The sequence below is a fragment of the Alteromonas sp. 14N.309.X.WAT.G.H12 genome, assembly GCF_036697315.1.
GTDB lineage: Bacteria > Pseudomonadota > Gammaproteobacteria > Enterobacterales > Alteromonadaceae > Alteromonas.
The window spans coordinates 14,171-33,252 of sequence record NZ_JBAHZB010000036.1; the positions used below are offsets into that span (position 1 = coordinate 14,171).

The 19,082-nt window shown below is 46.0% G+C and carries 15 protein-coding genes, 1 tRNA gene and 1 pseudogene; 15 read left to right on the forward strand and 2 right to left on the reverse strand.

Annotated elements, in window-relative coordinates; all coding sequences use genetic code 11:
• The first annotated feature begins 90 nt into the window (after positions 1 to 90).
• The 5 genes from V5298_RS11035 to nusG all read left to right on the forward strand — a co-directional run bounded on the left by V5298_RS11035 (position 91) and on the right by nusG (position 3,903).
• On the forward strand, positions 91 to 705 hold the full coding sequence (locus tag V5298_RS11035; protein WP_332931520.1) for an RraA family protein: 615 nt from the start codon (positions 91 to 93) through the stop codon (positions 703 to 705).
• A 14-nt stretch (positions 706 to 719) separates the two neighbouring features.
• Positions 720 to 2,561: an ABC transporter ATP-binding protein gene (locus V5298_RS11040; protein WP_332931521.1), complete on the forward strand. Its 1,842-nt coding sequence runs from the start codon at positions 720 to 722 to the stop codon at positions 2,559 to 2,561.
• A 228-nt stretch (positions 2,562 to 2,789) separates the two neighbouring features.
• Positions 2,790 to 2,866 (forward strand) — tRNA-Trp (locus V5298_RS11045).
• A 58-nt stretch (positions 2,867 to 2,924) separates the two neighbouring features.
• A complete protein-coding gene (gene secE / locus V5298_RS11050) occupies positions 2,925 to 3,302 on the forward strand; it encodes a preprotein translocase subunit SecE (protein ID WP_332931522.1) in 378 nt (125 codons plus the stop codon).
• 1 nt (position 3,303) lies between these two features.
• A complete protein-coding gene (nusG, locus tag V5298_RS11055) occupies positions 3,304 to 3,903 on the forward strand; it encodes a transcription termination/antitermination protein NusG (RefSeq protein ID WP_332931523.1) in 600 nt (199 codons plus the stop codon).
• Between the two features lie 38 nt (positions 3,904 to 3,941).
• Here nusG and V5298_RS11060 read toward each other — a convergent pair whose 3' ends face one another.
• Both V5298_RS11060 and V5298_RS11065 read right to left on the reverse strand, forming a co-directional pair.
• Complete coding sequence (locus tag V5298_RS11060; protein ID WP_332931524.1) at positions 3,942 to 4,187, reverse strand: hypothetical protein; 246 nt, start codon at positions 4,185 to 4,187, stop codon at positions 3,942 to 3,944.
• Positions 4,188 to 4,235: 48 nt separating this feature from the next.
• A complete protein-coding gene (locus V5298_RS11065) occupies positions 4,236 to 4,394 on the reverse strand; it encodes a hypothetical protein (protein WP_332931525.1) in 159 nt (52 codons plus the stop codon).
• Positions 4,395 to 4,638: 244 nt separating this feature from the next.
• Here V5298_RS11065 and rplK point away from each other — a divergent pair, with 244 nt between their 5' ends.
• From rplK to V5298_RS11115, 10 genes and pseudogenes are all read left to right on the forward strand, one after another.
• Positions 4,639 to 5,067 carry a 50S ribosomal protein L11 gene (rplK, locus tag V5298_RS11070; protein ID WP_216031105.1) on the forward strand — a complete coding sequence of 143 codons (429 nt, stop codon included), beginning with the start codon at positions 4,639 to 4,641 and terminating at the stop codon, positions 5,065 to 5,067.
• Positions 5,068 to 5,071: 4 nt separating this feature from the next.
• On the forward strand, positions 5,072 to 5,767 hold the full coding sequence (gene rplA / locus V5298_RS11075) for a 50S ribosomal protein L1 (protein WP_332931526.1): 696 nt from the start codon (positions 5,072 to 5,074) through the stop codon (positions 5,765 to 5,767).
• Between the two features lie 317 nt (positions 5,768 to 6,084).
• Positions 6,085 to 6,603, forward strand: a complete 519-nt coding sequence (gene rplJ, locus V5298_RS11080) for a 50S ribosomal protein L10 (protein ID WP_332931527.1) — start codon at positions 6,085 to 6,087, stop codon at positions 6,601 to 6,603.
• 56 nt (positions 6,604 to 6,659) lie between these two features.
• Positions 6,660 to 7,034: a 50S ribosomal protein L7/L12 gene (gene rplL / locus V5298_RS11085; protein WP_216031108.1), complete on the forward strand. Its 375-nt coding sequence runs from the start codon at positions 6,660 to 6,662 to the stop codon at positions 7,032 to 7,034.
• A 281-nt stretch (positions 7,035 to 7,315) separates the two neighbouring features.
• Positions 7,316 to 11,344, forward strand: a complete 4,029-nt coding sequence (rpoB, locus tag V5298_RS11090; RefSeq protein ID WP_332931528.1) for a DNA-directed RNA polymerase subunit beta — start codon at positions 7,316 to 7,318, stop codon at positions 11,342 to 11,344.
• Positions 11,345 to 11,419: 75 nt separating this feature from the next.
• Positions 11,420 to 15,601 (forward strand): DNA-directed RNA polymerase subunit beta', encoded by a 4,182-nt coding sequence (rpoC, locus tag V5298_RS11095; protein ID WP_332931529.1) that lies wholly within the window; start codon positions 11,420 to 11,422, stop codon positions 15,599 to 15,601.
• Between the two features lie 298 nt (positions 15,602 to 15,899).
• Positions 15,900 to 16,274 carry a 30S ribosomal protein S12 gene (gene rpsL / locus V5298_RS11100; protein ID WP_216031111.1) on the forward strand — a complete coding sequence of 125 codons (375 nt, stop codon included), beginning with the start codon at positions 15,900 to 15,902 and terminating at the stop codon, positions 16,272 to 16,274.
• 75 nt (positions 16,275 to 16,349) lie between these two features.
• A complete protein-coding gene (gene rpsG / locus V5298_RS11105; protein ID WP_216027064.1) occupies positions 16,350 to 16,820 on the forward strand; it encodes a 30S ribosomal protein S7 in 471 nt (156 codons plus the stop codon).
• 25 nt (positions 16,821 to 16,845) lie between these two features.
• Entirely contained in the window at positions 16,846 to 18,948 is a 2,103-nt protein-coding gene (fusA, locus tag V5298_RS11110; protein WP_332931530.1) for an elongation factor G, read from the forward strand.
• Between the two features lie 63 nt (positions 18,949 to 19,011).
• Positions 19,012 to 19,082: pseudogene (locus V5298_RS11115) on the forward strand (elongation factor Tu); the annotation flags it as partial.

Below are 19,082 nucleotides of genomic sequence, written 5' to 3' on the forward strand. Positions count from 1 at the left end.
GGTTACGATGACTATTTACGGTGAATAAATGCACATGAAAGCGGAAGTGTTATAGTTAATCTTGTCGCTATAATTTGTTATGGAGCTATCATGTACGAAGAATTTACCTCTGTTTCTGTGTGTGAATATGCTGATGCCTTGCCTCGTGAGCAATTCATGGACTATCGCATTCATTCATTGTGGACCCCTGTACCTAAAATTGCAGGGCCAGCCTACACCGTAAAATGCGAGCCCGGTGATCATCTGATGTTTCATGCGGCTATTTATCGTGCTAGTCCCGGGGACGTTATTGTTGCCCAAGCCGATGATATGTACGCATTGGCAGGTGGTAATGTCTGTGCAATAGCCCAGGAACGAGGGATTGCAGGGTTTGTTATCGACGGTGTGATCAGAGATGTGGGCGAAGTCAGAGAAATGGGCTTCCCTGTCTTTGCCCGTGGCGTGTGCCCGAAACCCGGCGCAAAAGCCTCATTGTCTCCCCTGAATCAGGTCATCCAATGTGGTGGTGTGGAAGTGCATCCCGGCGATATTATTGTTGCTGATGAAGAGGGGATTGCCGTGATCCCCCTTGCTGATGCCCCTGATGCGTTGGAAACCGCCAAGGCGCGGGCGAAGAAAGATGCTGAGATGACCTTGTCGCAGTGGCAAGATAAACACCTTGAAAAAATTGAATCGGTCCTCACTAAGCTAGGGTTTGATGAATAAACTCGAGCACATCTATGTTTTCTTTTTTTGAACGGCTGACCCAGCCGTTTCCTGATATTCCCCCAGGGCAGCCTCCAAAAGGTCTATTGGCTTTTTGCCGTTATTACACCCAAGGCATGTGGAAAATTATTGCGGCGGTCTCTTTACTTAGCGCCGTAATAGCGATACTCGAAGTCACATTATTTGGCTTTTTAGGGCAAATGGTAGACTGGTTTGGACAACACGAACGCAGTGATTTTTTAGCCAAAGAAGCCTGGACACTGACGGGGATGGCATTGGTGGTTGTGGTTTTGATCCCAGGTTGTATTTTATTACGGTCGTTATTTAACCGCCAGTCGTTGATGGGGAATTACCCCATGCGTATCCGTTGGCAGGCCCATCGCTATTTACTCGGGCAAAGCGTGAGCTTTTTTCATAACGAGTTTGCCGGTCGTATTGCCACTAAAGTGATGCAAACAGCGCTTTCTGTGCGTGAAACTGTGATGAAATTGCTCGATCTGATGGTGTATATCAGCGTGTATTTTATCTCGATGGTGGTGTTAATCTTTTCCACCGACTGGCGCTTGGCACTTCCCCTTGTTATCTGGTTTTTTGTATACATTGGCATACTACGGGTGCTGGTACCCAAACTAAAACGGGTGTCCCAGGCTCAGGCCAATGCCCGCTCGGAAATGACCGGCAGGATTGTGGATAGCTACACAAATATTGCTACTGTCAAACTGTTCTCACACAGTCACCGTGAAGCCGATTATGCAAAAGAAAGCATGGACGTATTTCTAAAAACCGTGCATCCACAAATGCGTTTAGTTACGATTTTGGAAAACTGCGTAGAACTGGCCAATGCCGTATTAATTTTTGCCGTGGGCGCCTTGTCGGTTTATCTGTGGATGGAAAGCATTGTGAGCCCCGGTGATATTGCCATCGCCATTAGCTTGGTTTTGCGTTTAAACGGCATGTCTCATTGGGTTATGTGGGAAGTTTCATCGCTATTTGAGAACCTTGGCACAGTGCAAGATGGAATGAATACGTTAGCCAAACCGGTCGCGGTGAAAGATCCCCAAGCCCCGAAAACCCTTACGCTCAAAGGCGGTGAAATTGCCTTTAAGCATGTTAATTTTGCCTATATAGACAATGACGACAAGGCAATTAAAGTTTTTGAGGATCTGAATTTTACCATTAAACCCGGTGAAAAAGTGGGGCTGGTTGGGCGCTCTGGTGCCGGTAAGTCTACACTCGTTAATCTGCTGATGCGTTTTTATGATATTCAATGCGGTGCCATTACCATTGATGGACAGCCTGTTCATTTAGTGTCCCAGGAAACGTTGAGGGAAAAAATTAGTATGGTGACACAGGATACTTCATTGATGCACCGTTCTGTCCGGGATAATATTATTTATGGGCGTTCGGATGCCACCGAAGAAGAAATGATTCGAGCGGCCAAACAGGCTCAAGCTCACGAGTTTATTCTTAGCCTTTCTGATAATGCGGGGCGTAGGGGCTACGACGCTCACGTAGGAGAGCGGGGCGTCAAATTATCCGGTGGGCAGCGACAGCGTATTGCCATTGCTCGGGTGTTGTTAAAAGACGCGCCTATTTTAATTTTAGATGAAGCCACATCGGCATTGGATTCAGAAGGGGAAGCGGCGATACAGGATTGCTTAAATGCTGTGATGGAAAATAAAACCGTATTGGCCATAGCGCATCGTTTATCCACCATTGCCCAAATGGATCGCTTACTGGTGCTGGACAAAGGTGAGATTGTAGAGTCTGGTTCCCATCATGAATTGGTGGCGAAAAAGGGGCTCTATGCGAAGTTGTGGGCTCATCAAACCGGTGGATTTATCGGTGTTGACTAACCTGTGTATGTTATCGAACTGGGTCAAAGGATCCGTGCTAAACGCTAGATCCCAGGGTTTATACGATGATTCGTTTTGAGCATAAGAGAGTTGTATTTGTTTGCTTGTATCTCAGGCAAGGATCGGTATAATACGCCTCCCTCCCTTGCGAATCCGCGATTTTCCACAAAAAAGCGCCAAACATTCACAAGGGCAGTGTAACTAAATTTTGTCTTGATAAAGACATTTAGGGGTGTAGTTCGAATTGGTAGAACAGCGGTCTCCAAAACCGATGGTTGGGGGTTCGAGTCCCTCCACCCCTGCCAGAATTGAACTCTATGAAGTACTTTGTAGAGACTGACGCAGTATTGCTAGGATCGTGAAATGAGCGAAAAAACGGAAAGTACGTCCAACCCGTTGGATATGATGAAATGGCTGGTGGTTTTTGCCTTGTTGGCAGGTCTGATTGCCGCAAACCACATGTTTGATGAATTTTCGGTATTGATTCGTGCACTGGTTGCCGTTGCTGTTGTCGTTATCGCTGGATTGATAGCGGGTACCACAGTAAAAGGCAGTGCTTTTCTTACATTTGCTAAAGAATCGCGCATGGAAGTACGCAAAGTTATTTGGCCAACGCGTCAGGAAACAAACCAAACCACCCTTATTGTTATGGCTGCCACATTGATTATGGCATTGTTGCTTTGGGGCCTGGATGGGATCATCGTGCGACTCGTTGCCTTCATTACCGGAATTGGAGTGTAATATGTCTGAAGAAAATCAAGTTCCCGAAGAAAATCAAACTCCTGAAGAAAGTCAGGCGCCAGAAGAAAATAAAAAACGCTGGTATGTGGTTCAGGCGTATTCTCAGTATGAAGGACGGGTAAAGAAGACCCTGCTTGAGTACATCAAGATGCACGGTATGGAAAAGTACTTCGGACAAGTACTGGTACCTACTGAAGAAGTAGTCGAAATGCGTGCGGGCCAAAAGCGTAAATCAGAGCGTAAGTTTTATCCTGGTTACGTGTTGGTAGAAATGGAAATGAATGAACAGTCGTGGCACTTAGTGAAAAGTGTTCCTCGTGTACTGGGCTTCATTGGTGGTACGTCTGATCGCCCAATGCCAATCACTAAACGTGAAGCTGATGCCATTTTGAACCGTCTTGAAGAATCTACGGATAAGCCAAAACCAAAAACCTTGTTCGAACCAGGGGAAGTGGTACGGGTTACCGATGGGCCTTTTGCCGACTTCAACGGTGTGGTCGAAGAAGTGGACTACGAAAAGAGCCGCGTAAAAGTATCTGTATTGATCTTTGGTCGTTCTACGCCGGTAGACTTAGAGTTTGGACAGGTCGAAAAAGGTTAGTTAATCCTTTTTACCTGCAAGTTTTTAAAAACCCAGCATTATGCTGGGTTTTTTGTTTCTTTATCTTTTGCTTGTACGTTGTCTTTTAACAGGCTATTTAGCTGTTTTTTGACTTGTTTGAATTGATCTAATACATGTAGCGTGACCGCAATATTAAAGTGCACAAAGCCGATAACATAATAGCTGCCGGTGATCTCTCTGCCCGCGCCCCCAAAGGACTGAAACGCTCCGTTCATCATGCTTAACAAACCAAAAATAAGAAAAAACTTAACGATTGTACTCATAATAAAAACGATGACGGGACGTCTCCTGTCATCGCCTCCTAGTTAGGGTTAACGGACTGCCTTGGCCAAATCGTCTATGACGCCGTTTCCGATCATAACGTTTTCATAGAAATAACCTGCGGCATAGCCTATATCGTAGCCTAATTCATACCATCCAGAGATCCCGCCGTTAATTTGCCGAGCTTCGCTTTGTGTCAGTTCGTTCATTGGTTTCTCCTCGTTTAACGCTTTTTTCAAAGCCATATCGAGTATGCCAACACGGCAACAGGGAGATAACTGATCCTATATCCGGTTTTTTTTGTCGCTTTATAGATAATTAATTGGCAAGAGCTATTGCATGGATAGGCTATTTGTTGTACATTACGCGCCCTTTTGAACGGAACGGGGAGCCGTTAGAGCAAGTATTCTCGGGTATTTGCAAGGCGTTAGACCCACAAACGAGAGCATTATTATGGCTAAAAAAGTTACTGGCTTAATTAAGCTACAGGTTGCAGCAGGCGCTGCTAACCCATCTCCACCGGTTGGTCCTGCATTAGGTCAACATGGTGTGAACATCATGGAATTCTGTAAAGCTTTCAACGCAAAAACTGAAAGCATTGAGAAAGGCGCACCGGTACCTGTAGAAATTACGGTATACGAAGACCGTTCTTTTACATTCGAAACCAAAACACCTCCAGCCTCTTACTTGCTGAAAAAAGCAGCGGGTATCAAGAGTGGTTCAGGCCGTCCTAACACTGAAAAAGTGGGTACAGTGACGCGCGCTCAATTGGAAGAAATTGCCAATACTAAAGAGCCAGACCTGACTGCGGCTGATATGGATGCAGCAGTTCGTACTATCGCGGGTTCTGCTCGCTCAATGGGCTTGAACGTAGAGGGTTAATCGAATGGCTAAATTAACAAAACGCGCTCGTCTTATCCGCGAAAAAGTAGACGCTACTAAAGATTACGACATCAATGAAGCGGTTTCTCTGCTTAAAGAGCTGGCTACAGCTAAATTTGCAGAAAGCGTTGATGTTGCTATTAATCTTGGTATTGATGCAAAGAAATCTGACCAAAACGTACGTGGTGCAACTGTGTTGCCAAACGGTACGGGTAAAGAAGTACGCGTAGCTGTGTTTACACAGGGCGCCAATGCTGAAGCTGCGAAAGAAGCCGGTGCTGACATCGTAGGTATGGAAGACTTAGCTGAACAAGTTAAGAAAGGCGAAATGAACTTTGACGTAGTTGTTGCCAGCCCAGACGCCATGCGCGTTGTTGGTCAACTTGGTCAAATTTTAGGTCCACGTGGCCTGATGCCAAATCCAAAAACCGGTACTGTAACACCTGATGTTGCAACAGCGGTTAAAAACGCGAAAGCGGGTCAGGTTCGTTACCGTAATGATAAGAATGGTATTATCCATGCTAGCATCGGTAAAATTGCTTTTGAAGCAAACCAGATTCAAGAAAACCTCGAAGCTCTGCTTGAAGCATTGAAAAAGGCTAAGCCTTCTTCAGCAAAAGGTACCTACATCGAGAAAGTCAGCCTGAGCACCACTATGGGCGCTGGCTTGACGGTTGATAAGGCTACTGTAGGCCTGTAAGACTTTTAACAGGTGACATAAGCGCATCTGTTTCTCTAAAGGTTATGGGTTGGAGCTGTTGTATATCGCCAGAAGCGAACAACGATAGCTCCCGTCCAAGACCGCAGGCGTTTTCCGGCAGAAGAGGTAAGAGAACTTCTGCAATCAACGGAAAACTTAAACCAAAAAGCCTGCGCAGACGGTGGTTTCGACTCAGACTCTCTGGGACCAGGAACACCGTGGAGCGGTACAGTCTTATCCCGACTGTATCAATCTGTGAACCCTGATGGCGGCATCGAAATATCGATTCCAAAGTCAGATTTTAAGAGGTGAACTCAGTGGCACTAGGTTTAGCAGCAAAAAAAGAGATCGTAGCAGAGGTATCCGACGTTGCATCTCGCGCTCTATCCGTTGCCGTCGCTGAATACCGTGGGATGGAAGTAGCAGAACTGACTGATCTGCGTGTTAAAGCTCGTGAGCAAGGCGTATACCTTAAGGTTGTACGTAATACTCTGGCGAAACGCGCATTATCTGACAGTAAATTTGCTGACTTGGAAAGCGCCCTTACTGGCCCGCTTATCTATGGTTTCTCTATCGACGCCCCTGGCGGCGCAGCACGTCTTTTCAAAGACTATGCTAAGGGAAATGACAAGCTAAAAGTAACAGCACTTTCTATTGGCAGCGGTTTATTGGGTCCAGAAAAACTGGATGCAGTAGCTTCTCTTCCAACTCGCGACGAAGCGCTTGCAAAACTGCTTGCGACCTTCAAAGCACCGGTGGGCAAATTCGTTCAAACAATCAACGAAGTTCCTACCAAGTTTGTGCGTGTATTGGCGGCGATCAAAGACGAAAAATAATTTTCGTTTTTGGCATTTTGAATTTTTTAACATACTAATCCCAGGAGTTTAGAGAAATGGCTCTGACTAAAGAAGATATTTTAAACGCGATCGCTGAAATGCCAGTTATGGAACTGGTTGAATTGATCGAAGCAGCTGAAGAGAAGTTCGGCGTTGAAGCAACTGCAGCAGTAGCTGTAGCTGGTCCAGCAGCTGGCGGCGAAGCAGCAGTTGAAGAAAAAACTGAATTCGACGTTGTAATGACTTCATTCGGTGGCAACAAAGTTGCAGTTATCAAAGCTGTTCGCGGCGCAACTGGCCTAGGCCTTAAAGAAGCTAAAGAAGTAGTTGAATCTGCTCCTAAAGCTATCAAAGAAGGCGTAAGCAAAGACGAAGCAGAAGAACTGAAGAAGCAGCTTGAAGAAGCTGGTGCTGAAGTTGAAATCAAGTAATCTGAACTAATCAGATTACCTGCCTGAAACGGCAAGGCTGGTGGTTATTTTTGACCACCAGCCTTTTTGCGCTGTAGGGTGTACAGTTTTTAACCCTTTACTGTATATCATCAGGCGCAAGCAGGAATTTCATAAAAAAGCATAAAACCAATAAGTTAACTAAAAATTAGTTGAATTTTGTTGTATGCTATGAAATTACCCTGAATAAGGGTTGTGGAAGTTTGTTGTTTGATTAAGTTCAGACAGCAGGTTGGGTCAAAAATCAGCAGGCTGAGGAACCCATGGTTTACTCTTATAGCGAAAAGAAACGTATCCGTAAGGATTTTGGCAAACACCCACAGGTATTGGAAATTCCATACCTCCTTTCAATCCAGCTAGATTCTTTCAAAAAATTTATTGAAATAGATACAGATGGACAGTACGGCTTAGAAGCTGCTTTCCGTTCTGTATTTCCAATCAAAAGCTACTCAGGCAGTTCTGAGCTGCAGTATGTCAGCTATCGCCTGGGCGAACCCGTTTTCGATGTTAAAGAATGTCAGATTCGTGGCGTCACGTATTCTGCACCGTTAAGAGTAAAACTGCGGTTGGTATTATTCGATAAAGATGCTGCCCCTGGTACCGTAAAAGACATTAAAGAACAAGAAGTGTACATGGGCGAAATACCTTTGATGACAGAGAACGGAACGTTCGTCATTAATGGTACAGAGCGTGTTATCGTATCGCAGTTGCACCGTTCCCCTGGTGTATTCTTTGATCACGACAAAGGTAAAACTCACTCGTCCGGTAAAGTGTTGTATAACGCCCGCGTTATTCCTTATCGTGGTTCATGGTTAGATTTCGAATTCGATCCGAAAGATAATCTGTTCGTGCGTATCGACCGTCGCCGTAAATTGCCTGCAACGATTATCTTGCGTGCGTTGGAGATGACCACCGAAGAGATCCTTGATTTATTCTTCGAGAAAGTAAACATTCGCATCGAAGACAATAAACTTCTTATGGAAGTTGTTCCTGATCGTCTACGGGGTGAAACTGCCCAGTTCGATATTAAGGACAACAACGGTGAAGTTATTGTTGAATCTGGACGTCGTGTATCTGCCCGTCATACCCGTGCCCTTGAAAAAGCCGGTGTGACTGAACTGGAAGTACCGGCTGAGTATATGATTGGTCGTGTTTACGGACGCACCTACATAGACGAAGATACCGGTGAAGTTATCGTTAATGCTAACGATGAAGTAACGCTGGAAAATATGGCAGCGTTAAGCCAAGCGGGTATCAAAGAATTCGAAACATTGTACATCAATGAATTGGATCACGGTTCGTACATCTCAGATACGTTACGTATCGATAACTCCACTAACCGCTTGGAAGCATTGGTAGAAATTTACCGCATGATGCGTCCTGGTGAGCCGCCAACAAAAGACGCAGCAGAAACCCTGTTTGAAAATCTTTTCTTCGCGGAAGAACGTTACGATTTATCATCCGTCGGACGCATGAAGTTCAACCGCCGTTTAGGTCGGGAAGAGCTGACGGGTTCAGGCACCTTGGACAAAGCTGATATCGTTGCCGTAATGCAGCAACTGATTCTTATCCGTGATGGTAAAGATGAAGTGGATGATATCGACCATCTGGGTAACCGTCGTATTCGCTCTGTGGGTGAAATGGCTGAGAACCAGTTCCGTGTTGGTTTAGTGCGTGTAGAACGTGCAGTAAAAGAACGTTTAAGTCTGGGTGACCTAGACAACGTGATGCCACAGGATCTGATTAACGCTAAGCCTATTTCTGCTGCGGTGAAAGAATTCTTTGGTTCTTCTCAGTTGTCACAGTTCATGGACCAAAACAACCCATTGTCAGAAGTGACCCATAAGCGTCGTATTTCTGCCTTAGGTCCAGGCGGTCTTACCCGTGAACGAGCAGGCTTCGAAGTACGTGACGTACACCCTACGCACTACGGTCGTCTTTGCCCAATCGAAACACCTGAAGGTCCAAACATCGGTTTGATAAACTCATTGGCGAGCTTTGCCCGTACCAATGATTTCGGTTTCTTGGAAACACCTTTCCGTCGCATCGTTGATGGTGTGATTTCCGATGAAATTGATTACTTATCTGCCATTGAAGAAGGTCAGTTCAAAATCGCACAGGCTAATGTGGCGGTTGATGAAAATGGCGCTTTGATTGATGACCTTATTCCTTCACGTCACCGTGGTGAAACCACGTTGATGCCGAAAGAAGAAATCAAATATATGGACGTGTCGCCTCAACAGATCGTGTCTGTTGCTGCCAGCATTATCCCATTCTTGGAACACGATGATGCCAACCGTGCATTGATGGGTGCGAACATGCAACGTCAAGCGGTGCCTACTTTGCGTGCTGATAAGCCGTTAGTGGGTACAGGTATGGAGAAAACCGTTGCGGTTGACTCGGGTGTTACCGTGGTAGCTAAACGTGGTGGTACAGTCGATTACGTTGACGCCAGCCGTATCGTTATCAAGGTGAATGAAGATGAAATGCTGCCTGGTGAAGCCGGCATTGATATCTATAACCTGACTAAATACACCCGTTCTAACCAGAACACCTGTATTAACCAGCGTCCAACTTGTAACGTGGGTGAACCCATTGTTGCCGGTGATGTATTAGCCGATGGTCCATCAACGGACTTAGGTGAACTGGCCCTTGGTCAGAACATGCGTATCGCGTTCATGCCGTGGAATGGTTATAACTTTGAGGATTCCATCCTTATTTCTGAGCGCGTAGCGCAAGAAGACCGTTTCACGACTATCCATATCCAAGAACTTAGCTGTATCGCCCGTGATACCAAATTAGGTCCAGAAGAGATTTCTTCTGATATTCCTAACGTTGGTGAAGCCGCGTTAGGCAAGTTGGATGAATCCGGTGTTGTTTACATTGGTGCGGAAGTGAAAGGCGGCGACATTCTGGTAGGTAAGGTAACACCTAAAGGTGAAACCCAGCTTACGCCAGAAGAAAAACTGTTAAGAGCAATCTTCGGTGAAAAAGCCTCAGACGTAAAAGATACGTCATTGCGTGTACCTAATTCGGTCCACGGTACCGTTATCGATGTACAGGTCTTTACCCGTGACGGCGTTGAGAAAGACAAACGCGCCATGGAAATCGAAGATATGCAATTACGTCAGGTTAAGAAAGACTTGTCTGACGAATTTAATATCTTAGCTGACGGTATTTTTGCCCGTGCTCGCAACCTGCTAATTAATGCCGGTGTTGCGGAAGCGAAACTGGACAGCATGCCTCGTGAAAAGTGGTTAGAAATTCCATTGACTAACGAAGATGCGCAGAATGAGCTTGATCAAATCACCGAGCAACATATTGAAATCAAATCTGATTTTGATAAGAAGTTCGAGAACAAGCGTCGTAAGATCACCCAAGGTGATGACTTGCAACCGGGTGTACTTAAAATTGTTAAAGTGTATCTTGCGGTTAAACGTCACATTCAACCGGGTGATAAAATGGCCGGTCGTCACGGTAACAAAGGTGTTATCTCTACGGTTATCCCTGTGGAAGATATGCCATACGATGAAAACGGTACGCCGGTAGACATCGTGTTGAACCCGTTGGGTGTACCATCGCGGATGAACATCGGTCAGATCCTTGAAACGCACTTAGGTATGGCGGCTCATGGTCTGGGTGTGAAAATTGATCGCATGCTCAAAGAACAAGAAGAGTTGGCGAAGTTACGTAACTTCCTAAAAGAGGTGTATACCTTAGGTGACGTTCACCAGGAAGTGGATATTGATAACTTCACCGATGATGAAATTCTTCGTTTGGCCGATAACCTGCGTAAAGGTGTACCTGTTGCGACTCCGGTTTTCTCTGGTGCGAAAGAATCAGAAATTAAAGCGATGTTGAAACTGGCAGACCTGCCGGAAAGCGGACAGATTAACTTGTTCGATGGCCGTACTGGACGTCAATTTGAACGGCCTGTAACGGTAGGTTACATGTACATGCTGAAACTGAACCACTTGGTTGACGACAAGATGCATGCGCGTTCAACCGGTTCTTACAGCTTGGTTACACAGCAACCCCTTGGTGGTAAAGCACAATTCGGTGGTCAGCGCTTCGGAGAAATGGAAGTGTGGGCCCTTGAAGCATACGGTGCTGCATATACCTTGCAGGAAATGCTTACCGTTAAGTCTGATGACGTTAACGGACGTACCAAAATGTACAAGAACATCGTGGATGGCGATCACAGAATGGAACCAGGCATGCCTGAATCCTTCAACGTATTGCTCAAAGAGATTCGTTCACTCGGTATCAATATCGAGTTGGAAGAAAAGTAATACGGCTTACGCCATAGTATGATTTGATGGCCCGGTTCGCCGGGCTATAGAGACTGACTCCGCTGGGAGAGTAATGTGAAAGACTTATTAAAGTTTCTAAAGCAACAAAACAAGACAGAAGAATTCGATAATATTCGAATTGGCCTGTCATCGCCTGACATGATCCGTTCTTGGTCATTCGGTGAAGTGAAGAAGCCTGAAACCATTAATTACCGTACGTTCAAACCTGAGCGTGACGGTTTGTTCTGTGCCCGTATTTTCGGACCGGTAAAAGACTATGAATGTTTATGCGGTAAGTATAAGCGTTTGAAGCATCGTGGTGTAATCTGCGAAAAATGCGGCGTTGAAGTTACCCTGACTAAAGTTCGTCGTGAACGTATGGGTCACATTGAACTGGCTAGCCCGGTTGCACATATTTGGTTCTTAAAATCGTTACCGTCACGTATCGGCTTAATGCTGGACATGACTTTGCGCGATATTGAACGTGTCTTGTATTTTGAATCTTACGTGGTCACCGAACCAGGTATGACGACCCTTGAACGCAGTCAATTGCTAAGCGAAGAAGAATACTTAGATGCGCTCGAAGAGCACGGCGACGAATTTGAAGCAAAAATGGGTGCCGAAGCGGTATTCGATTTGCTCAAAGTACTCGACGTGGATGCTGATGTTGCGTCAATGCGTGAAGAGTTACCAAGTATTAACTCTGAAACAAAGCGTAAGAAAATCACTAAGCGTTTGAAATTGCTTGAATCATTCCAGCAATCAGGTAACAAGCCTGAATGGATGATCATGACGGTGTTGCCTGTCCTTCCACCGGATTTACGTCCGTTGGTACCACTGGATGGCGGCCGTTTTGCAACCTCTGATTTGAACGACTTATACCGTCGTGTTATTAACCGTAACAACCGTTTGAAGCGTCTTTTAGACCTCGCGGCCCCTGATATTATCGTACGTAACGAAAAACGTATGCTTCAGGAAGCGGTGGATGCCTTGTTAGATAACGGCCGTCGCGGTCGTGCTATCACGGGTTCGAACAAACGTCCTTTGAAATCACTTGCCGATATGATTAAAGGTAAGCAAGGTCGTTTCCGTCAGAACTTGCTTGGTAAGCGTGTGGATTACTCAGGTCGTTCGGTTATTACCGTTGGTCCTACCTTGCGTTTGCATCAGTGCGGTTTGCCTAAGAAGATGGCGCTTGAGCTGTTTAAGCCCTTTATCTACGGAAAATTGGAAGGCCGTGGTTTAGCTACCACCATTAAAGCCGCCAAAAAACTGGTAGAACGGGAAGCACCTGAAGTTTGGGACGTACTTGACGAAGTGATTCGCGAACACCCTGTATTACTTAACCGTGCGCCAACACTGCACAGATTGGGTATCCAGGCTTTTGAACCGACCCTAATCGAAGGTAAAGCGATTCAGTTGCACCCCTTGGTGTGCGCGGCTTATAACGCCGACTTCGATGGTGACCAAATGGCGGTTCACGTTCCTTTGACCATTGAAGCACAGCTTGAAGCCCGTGCCTTGATGATGTCAACGAACAACATTTTGTCACCTGCTAATGGTGAGCCTATCATCGTACCTTCACAGGACGTTGTATTAGGTCTTTACTATCTGACACGAGATAAAGTTAACGGTAAAGGTGAAGGCATGGTATTTACTAGCCCTCACGAAGCGGAAAAAGCTTACCGTACTGAAGCTGCTGAATTGCATGCCCGTGTTAAAGTACGTATCACAGAATATGATATTGCAGAAGATGGTACTAAAACTGAAAAAGTGACACTGACAGATACCACTGTTGGTCGTGCTATTTTCTCATTGATTCTGCCTAAAGGTCTGCCGTTTGAAATCATCAACCAGCCTATGGGTAAAAAGCAGATCTCGAAACTGCTTAATGCTTGTTATCGGACACTGGGTCTGAAAGACACCGTTATCGCGGCTGACCAAATCATGTATACCGGGTTCCATTATGCAATGATTGCCGGTGCATCGGTGGGTATTGATGACATGGTTATCCCAGATGCCAAAAAAGACATTATCGAAGCGGCGGAAGCGGAAGTTATCGAGATTCAGGAACAGTTCCAAAACGGTCTTGTTACTGCCGGTGAGCGATACAACAAAGTTATCGATATTTGGTCAAATGCCAACGAGAAAGTGGCGAAAGCCATGATGGAAAATCTGAAAACCGACGTGGTGATTAACCGCGACGGTGAGGAAGAAGAGCAGGCATCATTTAACTCTGTTTATATGATGGCCGACTCCGGTGCTCGGGGTAGTGCCGCTCAGATTCGTCAGTTGGCCGGGATGCGTGGTTTGATGGCAAAACCCGATGGTTCCATCATCGAAACGCCTATCACCGCAAACTTCCGCGAAGGTTTGAACGTATTACAGTACTTCATCTCTACTCACGGTGCCCGTAAAGGTCTTGCCGATACAGCACTGAAAACCGCTAACTCCGGGTATCTAACTCGTCGTTTGGTTGACGTAGCCCAGGATTTGGTTATCACCAACTCCGATTGTGGCACCTTTGAAGGGGTGAAAATGTCGCCGCTGATTGAAGGTGGTGACGTGGTTGAGCCACTGCGTGAACGTGTACTAGGTCGTGTAGTTGCAGAAGATGTGCTTAAACCAGGTACCGACGAAGTCTTAGTCGAACGCAACGTGCTACTTGATGAAGCCTTGGTTGACATGCTTGAAGCCAATTCAGTTGACCAGGTAATGGTGCGTTCTGTTATTACCTGTGACAATGACTTTGGTGTTTGTGCGAACTGTTATGGTCGTGATTTGGCACGTGGTCACATGGTCGCGAAAGGTGAATCGGTGGGTGTTATTGCAGCACAGTCAATCGGTGAACCGGGTACACAGCTTACCATGCGTACGTTCCACATCGGTGGTGCGGCATCAAGAGCATCGGCGGAAAACAGCGTTCAGGTGAAAACCGAAGGTAACCTGAAAATGCACAACACGAAATTCGTTCGCAACAGCGACGATAAAGTGGTGATTGTGTCTCGTTCTACCGAACTGACGGTTATCGATAGCCATGGTCGTGAGAAAGAGCGCTATAAAGTGCCTTACGGTGCCATATTGTCTGTAGACGACGGTGCGCTAGTAACGCCAGGTCAAATCGTTGCAACATGGGATCCGCATAGTCACCCAATCGTGGTTGAGCGTCCGTCTAAGATCTCTTTTGCTGATATCGATGATTCCAATACGGAAATGCAGCAAGATGAACTGACCGGTCTGACACGTATCGTTGTTAAAGATCTAGCGAAGGTTAACTCTAAAGAGCCTAAGCTAATCTTGGAAAGCGACGAAGGCGCGTTACAGGAAATTCGTCTACCAAGCTTTACCACCATTGAGGCCGCGGATGGCAAACTGGCTCACGCTGGTGATGTGCTTGCCCGTATTCCTCAGGAAAGCTCGAAGACCCGTGATATTACCGGTGGTCTGCCACGTGTTGCTGACTTGTTCGAAGCCCGTAAACCAAAAGAGCCTGCTATTTTGGCAGAGATCTCCGGTACCATCGGCTTTGGTAAAGAGACCAAAGGCAAGAAACGTCTGGTTATCACGCCCACTGATGGCGGCGATGCGTATGAAGAGATGATTCCTAAATGGCGTCAGCTCAACGTGTTTGAAGGTGAGCAGGTAGAACGTGGTGAAGTTATCGCCGACGGTCCTGAGTCTCCTCATGACATCTTACGTTTACGTGGTATCAGTGCCGTATCTAACTATATCGTGAACGAAGTTCAGGAAGTTTATCGCCTGCAAGGTGTAAAAATTAACGATAAGCACATCGAGGTGGTTATTCGCCAGATGCTGCGTAAGTGTATTATTACTGCACCGGGTGATACCCAATTCCTGGAAGGCGAACAAGTTGAAGTGGCACACGTTAAAATCGCTAACCGTGAAATTGAAAAGCAAGGCAAACTGCCTGCGCTGTATGAAACGCAATTGTTGGGTATTACCAAGGCTTCGTTGTCTACAGAGTCGTTTATCTCTGCAGCATCGTTCCAGGAAACCACACGAGTGCTTACAGAAGCAGCGGTACAAGGTAAGGAAGATGACTTACGTGGTCTGAAAGAAAACGTAATCGTTGGACGCCTTATCCCAGCCGGTACTGGTTTTGCTTATCACGAACGTCGTATGGCGAAACGTGCCGAAGAAATTGAAGAAATGTCTGTATCTGCTGCTGAAGCAGAACAAGCCCTTACTGAAGCATTGAATGCGGAAGTTGGTGGCAATAACGCGACAGACGAATAAGTATTCACGGACAGTACGTCGTGCTGTCCGTCTTTGTTTTGGTGCCAGTCAAAGAATAATCCCTTGGTTATCCTTTGTACACCTTGACAGTGGCTTATGAGATCATTAGAATTCCGCGACCCGAATTTGGGTTAATCTTGGTTTTTTCCAGATTAATCCAATCAGGACGCGGTTTTTTGTATGGGAAAGCAGGTAAGGGTTGAGCAACCTTCGTTTGATTTTTCATAGATCGATTAGCCGTATTAGCAGACCCGGCCATGGTATCGGGTTTTTATTGTTTTCAATCAGGAGCTAGTTAATGGCAACAGTTAACCAGTTAGTGCGTAAGCCACGCCGCCAGCCCGTTGCGAAAAGCAACGTTGCTGCTTTGCAAGCTTGCCCACAAAGACGTGGTGTATGTACCCGTGTATATACCACTACGCCTAAAAAACCAAACTCTGCACTGCGTAAAGTATGCCGTGTACGTTTAACTAATGGTTTTGAAGTATCTTCATACATCGGTGGTGAAGGTCACAACTTACAAGAGCACAGTGTTGTTCTTATTCGTGGTGGTCGTGTTAAAGATCTACCAGGTGTTCGTTATCACACTGTTCGCGGTACATTAGACTGCGCCGGCGTTAACGACCGTCGTCAGGCCCGTTCTAAGTACGGTGCCAAGAAGCCTAAGTCTTAACGGTTCTCCGTTAGTAAGGCCAAACTGAAGTAATTAGAGTTTTGGGAATTCCCTGAATTCATACGGAGAATAGAAATGCCAAGAAGAAGAGTCGTAGGTCAACGTAAAATCCTACCTGAACCAAAATTTGGTTCTCAACTGCTTGCTAAATTCATGAATGTCGTAATGCTCGACGGCAAGAAATCAGTTGCTGAAAAGATTGTTTACGGTGCGCTTGATATTGTTGCTGAAAAAACCGGCAAGGCACACCTTGATGTATTTGAAGATGCACTGGACAACATTCGTCCTACTGTGGAAGTTAAATCTCGCCGTGTTGGTGGTTCAACTTACCAGGTTCCAGTAGAAGTTCGTCCTGTTCGTCGTAATGCATTAGGTATGCGTTGGTTGGTAGAAGCGGCACGTAAACGTGGCGAAAAATCCATGGCACAACGCCTTGCAGCTGAAATGTTAGATGCAGCAGACAACAAAGGTTCTGCGGTTAAGAAACGTGAAGACGTTCACCGTATGGCCGAAGCGAACAAAGCGTTCGCACACTATCGTTGGTAATCAACGTCTAAACTGAGAGAGTCGTATGCCTCGTAAGACCCCAATTGATCGTTATCGTAATATTGGCATAGTCGCTCACGTAGATGCGGGTAAAACTACCACTACTGAGCGTGTTCTGTTTTATACAGGACTATCGCACAAGATTGGCGAAGTACATGATGGTGCCGCCACCATGGACTGGATGGAGCAAGAGCAGGAACGTGGTATTACTATCACGTCTGCCGCTACCACCTGTTTTTGGTCTGGTATGCAGCAACAGTACGATACACATCGTATCAATATCATTGATACGCCGGGACACGTTGACTTCACCATTGAAGTCGAACGTTCTTTGCGTGTACTTGATGGTGCGGTGGTAGTGTTTTGTGGGTCTTCCGGGGTTGAACCTCAATCAGAAACAGTCTGGCGACAGGCTGATAAATATCGTGTGCCGCGTCTGGTTTTCGTCAATAAGATGGACCGGGCCGGTGCCGACTTTGAACGCGTTGTCGAGCAAATTAAAAAACGCTTGGGCGCGACCTGCGTACCAATTCAGTTAAATATTGGTGCAGAAGAAGAATTCCATGGCGTTATCGATCTAATTAAGATGAAAGCCATAAACTGGAATGCTGAAGATATGGGTATGACATTTACCTATGAAGACATTCCAGAAGAATTAGCCGAAAAAGCAGAGCACTATCGCACTGAGTTGATAGAAGCCGCTGCCGAGGCGTCTGAGTCGTTGATGGACAAATACCTTGAAGGTGAAGATTTAACCGAAGAGGAAATTCGATCAGCGCTTCGTACTCGTGTTTTGAACAATGAAATTGTTCTGGCTACTTGCGGTAGCGCATTTAAGAATAAAGGCGTTCAGGCCGTACTTGATGCCGTTATTGAGTATTTACCAGCACCTATCGACGTGCCGGCCATTGAGGGCGTACTGGACGATGGCGATGAAACTACCGCAGAGCGTCATGCCGATGACGATGAACCGTTTTCAGCATTGGCCTTTAAAATTGCCACGGATCCTTTTGTTGGCACATTGACATTTTTCCGATGCTATTCCGGCGTGGTTAATACCGGTGATACGGTATATAACCCGGTGAAAGGCAAGCGTGAGCGTTTCGGTCGTATTGTGCAGATGCATGCTAAAGATCGCGAAGAACTAAAAGAAGTTCGCGCTGGCGACATTGCCGCCGCTATCGGTCTTAAAGATGTGACCACAGGGGATACATTATGTGATCCAAATCACATCATTACGCTAGAAAGAATGGAGTTTCCTGAACCGGTTATTTCCATCGCGGTTGAGCCTAGATCACAAGCCGATCAAGAAAAAATGGCTTTGGCCTTAGGTAAATTAGCTGCGGAAGATCCATCATTTAGAGTTCATACTGATGATGAAAGTGGCCAAACGATAATCTCCGGTATGGGTGAATTGCATCTGGATATTATTGTTGATCGTATGAAACGCGAATTTAAGGTTGAATGTAATGTAGGTAAACCTCAGGTTGCCTATCGTGAAACCATTCGCTCTACGGTGGAAGCTGAAGGAAAATTTGTTCGTCAATCTGGTGGTCGGGGTCAATTTGGCCACGTGTGGTTGCGAATAGAGCCTCAGGAAGAAGGCGCTGGCTATGAATTCGTTAACGAAATTGTAGGTGGCGTGGTACCGAAAGAATTTATTTCTGCGGTAGATAAAGGAATTCAGGAACAGCTGCAAAGCGGTGTTCTTGCAGGGTATCCTGTTCTTGATGTTAAGGTTACGCTGTTTGATGGTTCATATCACGATGTTGACTCTTCGGAAATGGCGTTTAAGATTGCCGGTTCTATGGGGTTCAAGAAAGGCTGCACCGAGGCAAATCCGGTGTTGCTGGAACCCACAATGAAGGTTGAAGTAACCACGCCGGAAGATTGGATGGGTGATGTTGTTGGTGATTTGAACCGTCGTCGCGGTATGATCGAAGGTATGGAAGACGGTGTTGCGGGCGTTAAAATCGTGCGCGCTAAAGTACCCCTTTCAGAAATGTTTGGGTATGCCACGGATCTGCGTTCACAAACGCAAGGTCGCGCGTCATACTCTATGGAGTTCTTCAATTATTCTGAAGCGCCTAGCAATGTTGCTAAAGCAATTATAGAATCTAGAAATTAAATCTTAATGAAGGTTCGGTCCGGTCTGTATTGGGTCGGACTTTTAACTTAGGAAACGAGAAAAATGGCAAAAGAAAAGTTTGAACGTACGAAACCCCATGTAAACGTGGGTACAATCGGCCACGTTGACCACGG